Consider the following 13,354-nt stretch of genomic DNA (forward strand, 5'->3'; position numbering starts at 1 on the left):
GCAGGAGCGGCTACCCCCTGCCCGCAACAGGCTATACCCTATATGATTTCAGCACATTCATCACCCAGGACTTGCCCCATTGATCCACCTGCTCTTCTGTCCACAGGTAAGGGAAGAATATCCTTTTCTGGAATCTCGGAGGAAGGTATTTCTGCCAGTTGGTGCCACCGGTAGCGGCAATGTCTACCGGGTCGCGTTCCAGGTAACGAACGGCGGATTTATAGTGTGACAGCGGCCATTCTACATTCACAAATAAATCCAGCTTCCGGAGCTCTTCTTCTACGGATTCCATGTTTTCACCACGTTGACGCAGCGACCGGTACAAGGCAGAGAAGTTGGTATGCACATTGTCTTCTGCGAGTTGCAGGAACTGCGCTGCATATTTGGCGATAAACTGTTGCAGCGTGAGGGTTTGCTTGCCGGTAGATAATTCAGAGGCGCCGGACTTCCAGTAAATATGTTCAAACTTTTCCTTGATAGTAGCGTGCTTCAACTCCTCCCGTTTGGCCAGGCTTACCAACTGTGTGAAATCGGTGGCATAAATTTCTATCATACGGTATTGCCCGGACTGGAAGCCACTGGCAGGAAGCAGTGACATCCTGAATTTCAGGAACTGTTCTTTGTCCATACCATCTACCATGATATCAAAAGAGGATACCAGGGCAGTGAAGTAAGCGTTGATCCGCTTTAGCTTTGTGGCAAAAATATCGGCTGTCAGTGAAGCATTGCCGGCTATTTGTTTGCACTCATGCAAGGTGAGTTTAAAATACAGCTCGGTGATCTGGTGGTACATGATAAAGATTTCCTCATCGGGGTAGGAAGTCTTTGGATGTTGCAGACTCAGTAAAGTATCCAGGTGTATGTAATCCCAATAGGTAAGGTAATCCGCGTAGAGCAGACCGTCGAGATACGCGTTGAGATCCTGCCCCATAGCAGCATATTTCTCCTGTAACCTCAATAATCTATCTTTAATTTCCGGTGTTATTTCCATCGCCTGCTTAGTTTCGGTGAGTGATGATTGTTTTGCTGATGGCCATTAAGCGCTCCCCTACCAGGAATACATCTTCAAAGCTATTGTACAGTGGTACGGGACTGAGTCTGATTAAATTGGGCTCGCGCCAGTCGCCCAAAACATGATGGGCCATTAAAGCATTAAATATTTCTTTGGCGTTATGCTTAGCCACAATAGATACCTGCGCTCCTCTGTCTTCAGCGGTAGCAGGTGTTATGATCTTAAACTGTTCGAACCCCAGCTGTTTATTTACTTCGTCGATGATATAGCACAGGTAGGCGGTGAGTTGTTCGCTCTTTTTTCTCAGCGGCTCAATGAAACCCGCTTTCTCAAAAATTTTCAGGGACGCATAATACAAGGCCATTGGAATCACCTGGGTGCAGCTCACCTGCCAGCCATCGGCGCCGGCTTCCGGAATAAATCCTTTCTCCATCTTAAACCGTTGTTGCTCATTATAGCCCCACCAGCCGGCAAAGCGATGCAGGGACGTATCGGAGAAATGTTTTTCGTGTACAAATATCCCGCTGATACCACCGGGGCCTGCATTCTGATATTTGTAGGAGCACCAGCAGGCGAAGTCAATGTCCCAGTCGTGCAGTTTTAAAGGCACATTGCCCGCAGCATGCGCCAGGTCGAAGCCCACCACTGCGCCTGCGGCGTGTCCCGCCTGGGTAATGGCCGGCATATCGAACCATTGGCCGGTAAAGTAATTAATACCACCGAAGAGTACCAGTGCGATCTGGTCGCCGTTGTCAGCAATAGCAGCCAGGATATCTGCAGTTCTCAACGTGTTTTCCCCCGCTCCGGGCGCCACTTCTATAATCGCTTCCTTCGGATCGTACCCATGAAATCTTACCTGGCTTTCTATAGCATATTGGTCGGAGGGAAAGGCGCCGGCTTCCATGATGATTTTAAATCGCCCGGCTGAAGGCCGGTAAAAGCTCACCATCAGCAGGTGCAGGTTAACCGTCAACGTATTCATAGGGCATACCTCCGCGGCACTGGCGCCAACGATATTGCCCATTAACCATTTCAGCTCCTTATGATAATACATCCAGGGAGTATCTCCTTCAAACCATCCTTCTACGGCCATGTTTTCCCAGTTGTTGAGCTGTTGATCTACATAACTTCGCGCCATTTTAGGCTGTAAGCCCAACGAGTTACCGCATAAGTAAATGAATGGTGTTCCATTTTGCTGTGGAAACAGGAATTCATTTCTGAACGCATGTAATGGGTCTTGCTGATCCAGGCTCTGCGCAAAAGCCCGCTGATTTTCAAAAAGCATCACGTAAAAAATAATTTTAAATGGTCAGTGATTACCTCCATGTTGGTGTATCATGGCTGCGGTATATTGAAAAATAAAATGAGTGGTAAGTAGCAGAAAGGAATATCTGCTAATAGGAGGAACTCCTGCTAGGATGGCCTGTTAATAATATTTTTGAAAATATTTCCCATTGGTTGGAACAGGAAACAAAGCAAGGATAAATTGGGGAGATTGCCAAAAAAATGTTGGTATGAGGTATTAGTCGACACTATAAAGTAGGCAACATTAATTAACGATATGTTTATCCAAAGATTAAACCGCCCAGCGTACTTTTAGTATATATTAATCTGTGTTTAGTATATCTTACACTGAGTTTATAACTATCGAAAATGAATACAGGACCACATTTTTTTCTAAAAACTACTGCTGTTTGCCTTCTATTGGCTGCGCAAAGCTTACAGGCGCAGGTATCAGATCCTCCGGAGAAACATAAGGATATCAGGAAGCCGGTAGATACTTCCTGGCACCAGTCATTGGCAGGTGACAGACTATTGCCAAACGGACAAATACTAACGCCGGCGGGGCAAGGAATCAATTTAGCAGAGGGGACCCGGGTACTAAACCTGGAATGCGCTCACCAGCAAAATGTGCTCATTGCAAAAACCAACAGGCGCCTGGCCTTTATTGATGCCCGCGAATATAACATACTTAAATATTACGACTACCCCAATAAGGAATCGGGCTCTATGAATGGCCTGGCAGTGGGCGAGAACGACTCTACTATCTATTTTACCGGGCTGCAAAAAAATTTATATGTAGGAAATGTGAGCCCTTCGGGAACGTTTACACTGACAAATACCATCGATCTATCTGTTAATAACAAAAGTACTAATCCTTTGGGTATTGGGTTATGTCCCAACAACATTGCGTTTGTAGCCCTGGCCATCACTAACGAGATTGCTGTAGTGGATCTTCCCAAAGGCAAGTTATTAAGCAGGATACCTGTGGGCGTTTGTCCTTATGCCGTTGTTATCAGTAAAGATAAAAAGCTGGCTTTCGTCAGTAATTTCGGAGGACCGCATGCTAAAAAAGGTGACAGAACAGAAAAATCGGCCGGAACAGACGTGGCGGTAGATGACCGGTCGGTAGCGCTACGCGGCTCTGTTACCGTTATTGATATTCAGTCAAGGAAAAAGATCACCGATATCGCCACCCGTATTCACCCCGAGTCGATGGTATTATCGCCCGACGGCAAATCACTATATGTAACGGATGATAGTGGCGATGGCATTAGCGTGATAGATGTAAAGACCCTAAAAATCGTCAATACCATTAGCACCAAGCCGGATCCGTCTCTCCCCTATGGTAGCCTGACAACAGCGCTGGCATTCAGTGCTGATGGGAAAACATTATTGGCTTCCAATGCCGGCAACAACTCCATTGCGCTCATTGATCCGCATCACCCACAGAAAGCTCCTTATGGCTTTATTGCTGCCGGCGGCTTTCCTGGTACTATCTGCACTGAAGGAAATAATTTATTTATTGGCAACGTGACGGCATTGAAAGGGCAGGTGCAAAAAGTTAAACTCCCCGGCAATAAGGCGGAAGTTGAAGCCTATACTGCGGAGGCAAAGAAAGGATTTCACTTTATAGATTTATTGAGGGCACAGGCTGCCGCCAATTCAAATGCGAAGCCTAAGCCTATTCCTGATAACCCGGGTGAACCGTCTTCTATCAAGCATGTAGTATATATCATTAAAGAGAATAAAAAATTTGACCAGGTACTGGGCGACATCGGCAAGGGTAACTGCGATCCTAAGCTCGTTGAATTTGGGAACGAGACAACACCCAATACCCACGCGCTGGCTAAGCAATTTGCGCTGCTGGATAATTATTACTGTAATGGCGTTAACTCCAGCGACGGCCACCAATGGGCTATCCAGGGGATTACTACTCCTTACCATGAAAAAGATTTCTCAAATGGGCATTGCGCCTACGATTTTGGAACAGATCCTCTCTCCTATGCCGGCTGTGGGTTTATCTGGAATCACCTGCTGCGCAAAGGCATTTCATTCCGGAACTTTGGAGAAACAGACCTCGCTGAAATAACCAAGGGGAAAACCTGGACCGATGTATATAATGCCTGGAAAAATAAAAACGATTCCGCCCAGTATAAGTGTTCCTACGCCATGAAAAGCCTGGAAAAATACAGCGACCTGCGTTATCCCGGCTGGAACATGAATATTACAGACCAGGTCAGGGCCGATGCATTTATCAATGCACTGAAGGAATACGAAGCAGCAGGCAGCTTGCCCGAATTCCTGATCATCTATTTACCTAACGACCATACCAGCGGGTACGGCGAGGAAACACCGACTCCCCGCGCTTACGTAACAGATAACGACTGGGCCACCGGCCGGGTGGTGGAAGCGCTTTCTAAAAGTTCTTTCTGGAAGGATATGGCCATATTCATCAATGAAGATGACCCCCAAAGTGGGACAGACCACGTGGATGGGCACCGTTCATTTTGTTTGATTGCCAGTCCCTTTGTAAAGCATGATGCCACCATCAGTAACTTTTACAATCAATCATCTGTACTGCACACCATCTGCCAGATATTTGGCGTGCAGCCCATGAACCAGTTGGTTGCAGCGGCCCCGTTAATGACCGCCTGCTTCCAGGAAACACCCGACTATACTGCATATAACAGCCTGACGCCTACTATCGCGATCAATGAGATGAATCCCAGCAAGGATAAAATCAAAAGCAAAACCACCGCCAGGCTGGCGCCTATGACGCAGAAAATGGATTTTTCCAAACCGGACCTCATTGATAGAGATGCCCTGTTGTTTAGTGAATACGTATGGTCAACGATACATGGCGATAAGCCGTTTCCGAAACAATACTTCGGTGCGCATCAAAAAGGTTTAAAAGCCCTCGGCCTGAAAGTAGATGCTAAGCAGGATGATGATGACGATTGATGTTGAGATAAATATATCCCGTCCTGGAATGGTTTTGCTATTCCAGGACGGGATCATTTCCGGCTATATAAGCATCAGAATATAGGCAACTATGAAACACACCCATGCCACACTAAGCATGATTAATACAACGCTAAGCCAATACTTCCACGCCACCCACACATAAAACCCTACCGTAAGTATCGTTAATAACAGTAAAAATTGACTGGACCTCAAAAAAACAAAACAGTTCAGCGCCAGGTAAAAGTTCCCGATTCCGATAAAAGCAGTACCGCTACTATGTGTGGCATTGAACCCTATCCATGATTTCCACATCATCAGTTTTTCTGAAATCAGTAGCGAAGAATCTCTCATTTCTTCTATCAGTTTTTCATTGCGGGGAAACAATTTATTGGTCCACAGCGTAGCGCGGAGGTGAGAAAGGCCCATCAGTCCAATAATGGCCGAACCTGTCTCCCAGAGATATTGAGCTATCATAGATTAATATATTTTCTGTCCATAAATAAACAACACACTTCCCACCCGGTAACTTTGTACCTGTAGTTGTTCATTGTCAAATAGTGCCAGGTTTTGCCGTTCAGACAATACTTTCCCGAATTCACCGATGGTACGGAATAGCGACATAAAAACACGGCCGATGATCTTCTCGCCCGTCATAGTGTAACAATAGAACCTTCCCCCCTTTTTTAACACCCGCAGGATTTCATTAACAAAATCCTGTTTGTTGTCAAAAAGGTGGATAGTTCCAAAGCTGCAAATGGTGTCGAAAGTATTGTTGGCAAAGGGCAGATCGAAGGCATCCCCCTGTAATAAACCGATATGAGAGGGCAAGACACCCTTTTCTCCCAAAAGCCTGGATTGAGCTATCTTCAACATTTCAAGTGATCTGTCGAAAAGCGTACAGTGATTGGAGGTAGTGCTGTACAACATAGCTGTTTGCGCCAGGCCGCCACAACCGATGTCCAGCACTGTTCCCCGCGAATGCAGGATCGCCTCTGCAGCGAATCTTTGTAACTCCGCTCTACTGCACCCCCAAATAGTCCGGTTAAACATTTCGGCGCCTACCAGGCGTTCATAATACTTTGCCTTGTTATCATACCTGGCTCCTTTAATATTCTTCAGAGATGTATAAATTCCCTGGCCGTCTATCAACTTAAATTTATGTGAATAGCTCATCACCCTTGTTGTTCCGGCAAAATTAGCGGACAACCTGCTCCCGAAAAATGAACCTGGGTTAAGAAATGCGTTTCCGGATCCTGCTTAGTGCCTGGGGTGTAACACCGATGTAGGATGCCAGGTATTTCAGAGGAACCTGCTGTAATAAGTGAGGGGCTTTATGAAAGAGGTCGAGGTAACGCTCTTCAGCGGATTTTAAAAGAAAGGAAAGCTCCCTTTCCGATTTTAGTAAAAGCAGCTGTTCAGTAGCCAGCCGCCCTATTCTTTCCACGATCTTTAACCGGCTGTACATCTCCTGCAAATCATCGTAATGAATACGCCAGAGCGTCGTTTCAGTCAGTGTTTCACCATAATAGAGGGAAGGGTTACGGGTATAAAAAGAACTGAAGACAGTCATAAACCAGCCTTCAAATGAAAAACCGATAGTAGTATCGTTGCCTTCTTGGTCTTCTATATAAAAGCGCAGCAATCCCCGGTCAACAAATGTCAGGTAGTTTTCTGTTTCTCCGGCTTTCAGGTAAAAGGTTTTCGCAGGGTAAATTTTCTGCTCAAAACGGGAAGAAAAAAGAAGCCAGTCTTCGTCAGAGATACCTACCTGTTTTTTCAGGAATTGATGCATGAGTTGCATAGTATGCCATATTGTACGGTGAAGGTAAGCGCTAAAATTCGGACGAACTAATTCTGGGAAGTATCCTAAAACAATAAAGCCGCCCAAAGGCGGCCTTATTGTTGTCTTCACTTTTCTACTAAATCACTACCATTCTATTCTAATACATTCTTCCATTTGGTAGTACGGCCGGTAAACCATACCGGAAGATCTGGATTATTAGAAGGACTAATAATTGACCAACCTTCCGGATCCGCAGCCTGAATGCTACTTGGATAAGTCATTCTTTCTTTCCACTTGAATGTTTCATAAATGGAAGCCGGATTGGTACCCAGGTATTTAATTAACCTGCGGGCAGCAGTATAGGGCACTTCAAAGTTCAGCATATTGTAATGCAGCTGAAGCTGGTTGAAAATTGCCTGAACCTTCTGTGTGCTTGACATGGCATCAAATTTCTGCGCTGCATTCTCTGCATAAACGCTTGCATTATATTCCATGGCTGGCTTCGCATTGATTCTTGCATCATCCATGGTTGTTGGCATGGCTGGTAAAGTTGTCTTGGAATATTGATTTGAGTTATTCAGGTCATACCAATATTTGCAGGACAGGATAATCGCATTCTTATAGTGGTCGCGGGCAGCACCATTCAGCTGACCGAAACCTCTTACTGCTGCTTCAGCCAGTGAAAGCTCGGTTTCAACCGCATGGATGGTTGGATATTTTAGGGCAAAGTTGAATTCCGGGCGAACATTGTACTCAGCCACCAGGTTGCTTGCTGTACCTACGTTTCCATCATTGTCATCGCCATTGGCAACGGCGCTGCGAAGTGCACTTAACAGGAATGCCTCCCGTTTACTCAGATCTGCCTTTGACGCTGCATCCAATTGGATGGACTTATTTACGCCGTAGTTGAAGGTTGTTTTGGAAATATCGGTCAAAATAGGATCGTTGATATATAAGCCACGCAAAACTTTATTTAAATAACTATTTGGATCCGTATTACCATCCCATTTTGTATCAGCCCCCAGGTATCTGCCACTCCAGTCCGGAGCGAAGATATAAGCAACACGTGGATCAACAGTACCATCCACTAACCCTGCTGCGGAATTTTCACCACTAAAATAGGATAACGTTTGTCCGTTTACCACTTTACTGCCTACGGTTGGCTGGCAATTCATCACATCCTGCAGGAATTTCTTCCCGGCACGGAAATCAAGCCCCCTTTCTCTGAACGAACGTGTAATACCTAATTCATTACAAATACGGTTCAGTGCAATAACAGCGATGTCCGCCACACCAGCCACGTCATTATAGTCGCTCATTAAAGGCTTGCCCTGCAACTCGGTCAGCACCTGCCGGGTAAGCGTAGGAGTAACTTCGCTTACATTCATCGCACAACGCAATCTTAATGAATTAATATATTTACGCCATTTCAGGATATTTCCTCCAAAAAGGACATCTTGTTGGTTGAATGCGGCCTGCTGGGTAGGAGTCAGCGTTAGCGTTGACAATGCGTCGTCGGCAGCTTTAAAATCACTGATTATTTTCGGATAGATATCAGCTTGGCCCAGGTATTTCGCTTTAACGCCATCTAGTCCGCCTGCTGATCCTGTTTCTATATACGGAACCTTATCGTACATGTCGGTTGCTCTCTGGTAAGCATAACCTTTTAAAACATGCATTAAGGTGATGTACAGGCTATCTAAATTGGTCCGTTTAGCTTGGGGTGTGTTATTGTATTCACGTTGCGCCCAGAGTATAGGCGTAATCCATTGCGTATTAACAAAGTTAAAAATAGACTCGTTAAAACCGCCGGTACCCCAGTCATGCTCCACATCATGGAGCGTGTAAGCGCCCCCTTCAGTAGTGGTGTTATAAATCTGGATGGCACTTGCCATAGTCCTCCCTCCACTTCTTACCTGGTGGTAAACGGAACCATAGTCACCACTCAGAAAGAATCCCTGGGTTAGCTGAGAGGTGAAAAATCCGGAGATAACGCTTACCCCTGACTTATCAGCCATGTCTTTCGAATATCCATCAGGATTCTGGTATAAATCCTCCAGCTTCTTCTTACATGCTACAGAAGACAGTAACAACGTAAGTACGAAAAATGATTTTAATTTGTTGTATTTCATCTTAGTTGTTTTTAGAATTTAGTTTTGATAGAAATACCTATTGAACGCTGAGCAGGCAATGCAGTTGTTCCATAGGAACCTACACCCCAGCCTGTTCCGTTAGTTGATTCAGGTATTGCATTCGGAGCAGCTTTGTAGAGATAAGCCACATTGTTTGCAAAAACTGATACCACCAGGTTGCTCATACGCACCTTGCGGGCAATATTTGAGCTCAATGTGTAGTCGATAGCTACGTTACGCAGTGCTATGTAATCACTTTTAAAGATCCTGTCTTCAGGGAAGAAGCCATTAGAAAAATAAGAATCGTAGTAATAGTTATCAGCAGACACCACTTTGGTGTTTGGCTTACCATCAGTACCAACACCATCTAATATTACACCATCATGGAAGGTTGGACCACCATTAGGGTTTGTACCTGCCACTTTCTTTGAACTTGCATCCAAATAATAAGCAACTCCACCATGCGCCTCATCTCTATATTTCAATGTTTCTTTCAACGCACCTGCAGCCATCATATAAGTTTCTGAACCAGACAGGAAAGTAGCTCCAAACTGGTAGTCCAGGTTTGCAATAAGGCGTATGTTTTTGTAGGCAAAAGAAGTGAAAAATCCTCCTGTTACATCAGGAATTGTTTTACCGATCAACTTCGCGGTGCTGGTATAGTCATAGGATGATCCGGCAGCATTCACCACTTTCTTTCCATTGCTTGGATCATTTGCATTATTAGGATTGTTATAAGTGTAGGTTGACTTAGTCAGGTAAATCTGACCATATTCCTGGCCCACGTTAGCCACCGTATTCACTGCGCCGAAAGAATTCCACAGGGTAAGAGACTGCAGTTTACCATCCAGTTTTTCAACAGTAGTTTTGCCACGTGCAAATGTCAGGTTTACATCCCACTCAAAATTCTTCGATAAAACTGGTTTTGTTTTAATAGCCAGCTCCCATCCTGTGCTCATCACGTCACCGGCGTTCATACGAACGTTTTTAACACCCATTCCCGGAGGTGCAGCTACCGCCATGATCTGGTCGTAGATATGGGATCTGTAATAAGAGAAGTCTACACCAATTCTTTTGTTCTGGAGCAGGTAAGTTTCAAAACCTAATTCAAACTCACGTTTACGCTCAGGTTTTAAGTTTGGCTTACCGTTGGCGTCCATTGGAGGAAGATCAGACGGAGGAGTCAACACATAACCACCGCCAGTTTGAGAGGTAGTATAGTTCACGTTACTGAAGTAGCGTGGGCCCGGACGACCTACTGTAGCAAACGATCCTCTTACTTTAGCATATTCAAACGCCGCTGGTAATTTAAAGGTTTCACTTAATATCCACGCTGCACTTACACCAGGATAGAAATAATGATTATACCCCGGAGGCAAAATAGATGACCAATCTTGCCTTCCCTGCGCTTCAATATACACCTGGTTTCTCCACGCCAACTGGGCTGACCCGATTAAACTGTATAACAAATCCTGACCGTTTGTAAACTGGTACTGAGGCTGTACGCCTAATGGTAAGTTATTAAATGAGAAATAGTTAGGGATAACAAGCTGTCCATAACCATTCACTGATGCACCTTTTCCTTCTGTGTAATTCTTTCTGACTACACCACCCACAAAACCAGATAAATCAAAATCAGAATTTATTTTGGTATCGAAGTTCAACATGCCCTGTCCATAGGTAGTCTTAAAGGTATTCGTTACATCGCTGTACATGAAACCGCTATTAGGTCCTAATAACTGGGGATCCAATAATTTACCTTTATACTCATTCCGCTCAGTACTGTAATCCAGACCGCCCATTAATGTGGCGCTGAATATTTTTGTGAGTTTTATATCAGCAGATAAAGACTGGATATTATGCAATCTTGTGAAAATAGACTGATTCTCGAGCTGATCCCAGAGGAAACCTACTACTCCCTTCCGGCCATTAGAGATTAAGTTTCTCAGGCTTGGGTTGGCAAAGTAATTATATCCATCAGGTGTGAGTAAATGCGACTTTAACAAGCCTACATTAATATCGGAACTAAATGCGCCAATTTCCGCCTGCTGACCTTCTCCGTTCATGGTACTCAGGTTGGCCGCATTTAGGTTTCTGGAGATAAAAAAGTTGCCGGTATATTTAAGGGTGACGTTATCGTTTACCTTGTAAGATGTGTTAAGGCTAAACGTATTTTTGTCGAACCGAGACCCTGGCCTGATAGGGGTCATATTGGTATTAGTGTATGAAAAACGGATCTGTCCCTGATCATTACCGCCGCTTAAAGCAACGTTGGTGGAGTTTTGATGCCCGGTTTGGTAAAGATCATTATAGATATTTTTGGTTTGTGCCACCCATGGTCTTTCTACACCATCCCACCACATCACTTTTACGCTTGGATCGAATTTTGGTCCAAATGCCTGTGCACCAGTACCATCTCCCAATGTAGTGGCTAATGTCCTTTTTCCATCCACCAGATAATATCCCTGAGGATCATTCTTAGAGTTGCTGGGGCTGGAACCTGTTCCATATTCATTTTGTAATTTAGGCAGGAACGCTGCGCGGTCCCATGAGGTGGTAAAAGATGCTGCCACTCCCAGTCCTTTTCCTTTAGCACCGCTTTTGGTAGTAATCAACAACACACCGTTGGCACCTTCGCTACCGTACAGCACTGACGCTTTAGCTCCTTTCAAAATTTCCATAGAGGCAATGTCATCAGGGTTGATATCGTTGATACCTGTTCCGTTATCACGATCGGTAGCGCCGTAACCCATTTGCGTATTCTGGTCATGAATGGGAACACCATCTACAACGATCAGCGGACGTGTGGTGGAATTTTGGTCGAAAGATACCGCGTTACGAATATTGATTTTCATCCCGGCAGTAGGACCAGCTGCTGTAGCTCCCACCTGCACGCCAGGTGCAGCTCCATAGAGTGCCTGTAAGGGATTGGAGGGTGTACCGCTGACCATAATCCGGTCGTTATCAATTTTAGACACAGCATAACCTAATGCCTTCGCTTGTTTTTTGATACCCAAGGCCGTAACCACTACCTCTTCAGTAGTTCGAACACTAGACGCCAATGTTATCTGCATAGAAGCGGTAGCTGGCAGTTCCTGCGTTACAAATCCAATGTAAGAAATGATCAGCTTCGCATCTGGTTTTACTTTAATGGTAAATGTACCTTGTTTGCCGGTCAAAACGCCATTGGTCGAACCTTTTTCGCCTACGGTAGCTCCTTCCAGAACGGCTCCCGTCGCATCCTTGACGATACCTGTAACCGTCATTTTTTCTTGCCCATAGGCAAACATGCTTCCTATGCAAAAGAGCATAAAAAGCAAGAGACATCTTTTGGTTGACTGCATCATTTTTTTGTTTTTAAATTGAATAGAACTTATTTGGTATAGATTATAAGTGGAAAAGTATACTTGACTGAAATCATCGAAGATGCTCAGCTTGTTCATGGTTTCAGCACTATGGCCTGTAACGCCGTTATCCTCTCTTCTACGCAATTCAATCCCCGCTGCTGATAATGGCCAGATTTATAGGAGTACTGTCCTGTGTGTTTAGTACTCATTCTTTTGATTGATATTTTTCTGCAAAGCGGTAGCTATTGCGCTATTCATAACATAAAAGCCAATATTCAGATGACTTGATTGAGTGAAATGGAATAAAGGTATTCTGCCTGCAAGGCATCACTCATTGCTCAACAACGTGACTTTGTGATGGATACATTTTGACGTACATATGCTTACAAATGACAAGTGAATGATAAAAACGCCCGATTTAGTGAAATTCTGGTTGACTGCTTAAAAACAATCTAATCTTTTCAATTGTTGTTGATCCTGATTGAATTTATCGTTTAGGAAATAAATGGTTGTAGGCTGATATGCGTTGGACGAAATGGCTATCAGTTTTCTATAAAACGTTTTAGCTATCCCCCAATGGCGAAATGACTCGCGTGTCCTCTGCCCTAATGCTTTTTTTCCTCTTCTCAAACCTAGGCAAAGTTTTTTTAGTCGCCCAACTTTTTGAAAACTTTTTTAAAGAAATGTTAAAATAAAATCATTATTTACTAAAATAGAATTAAAAACACCAACAAACCAGCGATTTCTCCCGATTTTATAAGGCATAGTAAGCAGCCAAACGAGGCTATAACGATCCTCGTATGTTCCTGTAATGATTTATTTAGTGGAAGTG

The 13,354-nt window shown here is 44.4% G+C and carries 8 protein-coding genes; 1 reads left to right on the top strand and 7 read right to left on the bottom strand.

Features of this window, described 5'->3' with window-relative positions:
- Positions 1-31 precede the first annotated feature (31 nt).
- Together HGH91_RS29460 and kynU are read right to left on the bottom strand one after the other, a co-directional pair.
- Positions 32-991 carry a tryptophan 2,3-dioxygenase family protein gene (locus tag HGH91_RS29460; protein WP_168742833.1) on the bottom strand — a complete coding sequence of 320 codons (960 nt, stop codon included), beginning with the start codon at positions 989-991 and terminating at the stop codon, positions 32-34.
- A 7-nt stretch (positions 992-998) separates the two neighbouring features.
- On the bottom strand, positions 999-2,297 hold the full coding sequence (gene kynU / locus HGH91_RS29465; RefSeq protein WP_168742834.1) for a kynureninase: 1,299 nt from the start codon (positions 2,295-2,297) through the stop codon (positions 999-1,001).
- Between the two features lie 368 nt (positions 2,298-2,665).
- On the opposite strand from kynU, the gene HGH91_RS29470 reads away from it, so the two are divergent.
- Positions 2,666-5,257: a bifunctional YncE family protein/alkaline phosphatase family protein gene (locus HGH91_RS29470; protein ID WP_168742835.1), complete on the top strand. Its 2,592-nt coding sequence runs from the start codon at positions 2,666-2,668 to the stop codon at positions 5,255-5,257.
- A 63-nt stretch (positions 5,258-5,320) separates the two neighbouring features.
- Here HGH91_RS29470 and HGH91_RS29475 read toward each other — a convergent pair whose 3' ends face one another.
- From HGH91_RS29475 to HGH91_RS29495, 5 genes are all read right to left on the bottom strand, one after another.
- Positions 5,321-5,734 carry an LIC_13387 family protein gene (locus HGH91_RS29475; RefSeq protein ID WP_168742836.1) on the bottom strand — a complete coding sequence of 138 codons (414 nt, stop codon included), beginning with the start codon at positions 5,732-5,734 and terminating at the stop codon, positions 5,321-5,323.
- A 3-nt stretch (positions 5,735-5,737) separates the two neighbouring features.
- Entirely contained in the window at positions 5,738-6,433 is a 696-nt protein-coding gene (locus tag HGH91_RS29480; RefSeq protein ID WP_168742837.1) for a class I SAM-dependent methyltransferase, read from the bottom strand.
- A gap of 58 nt (positions 6,434-6,491) precedes the next feature.
- Complete coding sequence (locus HGH91_RS29485; RefSeq protein ID WP_168742838.1) at positions 6,492-7,061, bottom strand: Crp/Fnr family transcriptional regulator; 570 nt, start codon at positions 7,059-7,061, stop codon at positions 6,492-6,494.
- Between the two features lie 134 nt (positions 7,062-7,195).
- Positions 7,196-9,175 carry a SusD/RagB family nutrient-binding outer membrane lipoprotein gene (locus tag HGH91_RS29490; RefSeq protein ID WP_168742839.1) on the bottom strand — a complete coding sequence of 660 codons (1,980 nt, stop codon included), beginning with the start codon at positions 9,173-9,175 and terminating at the stop codon, positions 7,196-7,198.
- 11 nt (positions 9,176-9,186) lie between these two features.
- Positions 9,187-12,441 carry a SusC/RagA family TonB-linked outer membrane protein gene (locus HGH91_RS29495; protein WP_211092469.1) on the bottom strand — a complete coding sequence of 1,085 codons (3,255 nt, stop codon included), beginning with the start codon at positions 12,439-12,441 and terminating at the stop codon, positions 9,187-9,189.
- Between the last annotated feature and the right edge of the window lie 913 nt (positions 12,442-13,354).

Origin of the sequence: Chitinophaga eiseniae (genome assembly GCF_012641265.1) — a bacterium.
Classification (GTDB): domain Bacteria; phylum Bacteroidota; class Bacteroidia; order Chitinophagales; family Chitinophagaceae; genus Chitinophaga; species Chitinophaga eiseniae_A.

What these genes read in the sequence shown, in the direction of transcription:
- HGH91_RS29470 (WP_168742835.1), top strand. Translation starts at nt 2,666, where the DNA reads ATGAATACAGGACCACATTTTTTTCTAAAAACTACTGCTGTTTGCCTT.
- HGH91_RS29495 (WP_211092469.1), bottom strand. Translation starts at nt 12,441, where the DNA reads ATGACGGTTACAGGTATCGTCAAGGATGCGACGGGAGCCGTTCTGGAA.
- kynU (WP_168742834.1), bottom strand. Translation starts at nt 2,297, where the DNA reads ATGCTTTTTGAAAATCAGCGGGCTTTTGCGCAGAGCCTGGATCAGCAA.
- HGH91_RS29485 (WP_168742838.1), bottom strand. Translation starts at nt 7,061, where the DNA reads ATGCAACTCATGCATCAATTCCTGAAAAAACAGGTAGGTATCTCTGAC.
- HGH91_RS29480 (WP_168742837.1), bottom strand. Translation starts at nt 6,433, where the DNA reads ATGAGCTATTCACATAAATTTAAGTTGATAGACGGCCAGGGAATTTAT.
- HGH91_RS29475 (WP_168742836.1), bottom strand. Translation starts at nt 5,734, where the DNA reads ATGATAGCTCAATATCTCTGGGAGACAGGTTCGGCCATTATTGGACTG.
- HGH91_RS29460 (WP_168742833.1), bottom strand. Translation starts at nt 991, where the DNA reads ATGGAAATAACACCGGAAATTAAAGATAGATTATTGAGGTTACAGGAG.
- HGH91_RS29490 (WP_168742839.1), bottom strand. Translation starts at nt 9,175, where the DNA reads ATGAAATACAACAAATTAAAATCATTTTTCGTACTTACGTTGTTACTG.